This window comes from Isoptericola croceus (assembly GCF_029382255.1).
GTDB classification, from domain to species: domain Bacteria; phylum Actinomycetota; class Actinomycetes; order Actinomycetales; family Cellulomonadaceae; genus Isoptericola; species Isoptericola croceus.
Genome location: NZ_JARLLG010000024.1, coordinates 1 through 562, shown reverse-complemented (window position 1 = coordinate 562; position 562 = coordinate 1). Strand labels below are relative to the sequence as shown.

The following is a 562-nucleotide window of genomic DNA, read 5'->3' as shown; positions in this document are numbered from 1 at the left end:
GGGAAGAGCTAGAGGCAGCTGTGGCCATCTCCTGCTCGAAATCCAGTGCGACGTAGCACAGCTTCTCCTTGATGTCACGCACAATTTCTCTCTCGGCTGTGGTGGTGAAGCTGTAGCCTCTCTCTGTCAGGATCTTCATGAGGTAGTCCGTCAGGTCACGGCCAGCCAGATCCAGACGGAGGATGGCGTGGGGAAGGGCATAACCTTCATAGATGGGTACGGTGTGGGAGACACCATCTCCTGAGTCAAGTACAATACCGGTGGTACGACCGGAGGCGTAGAGGGAGAGTACAGCCTGGATGGCGACGTACATGGCTGGGGTGTTGAAGGTTTCAAACATGATCTGGGTCATCTTCTCCCTGTTGGCTTTAGGGTTGAGGGGAGCCTCAGTCAGGAGGATGGGGTGTTCCTCTGGAGCGACTCGCAGCTCGTTGTAGAAGGTGTGATGCCAGATCTTTTCCATGTCGTCCCAGTTGGTGATGATACCGTGTTCAATTGGGTATTTCAGGGTGAGGATACCTCTCTTGCTTTGGGCTTCATCTCCTACATAGCTGTCCTTTTG

At 53.9% G+C, this 562-nt stretch carries 1 protein-coding gene; it reads right to left on the bottom strand.

Annotated elements, in window-relative coordinates; all coding sequences use genetic code 11:
• On the bottom strand, nt 1–562 hold a 562-nt coding region (locus PZC42_RS20605), incomplete at both ends, for an acetate and sugar kinases/Hsc70/actin family protein (protein ID WP_277213932.1).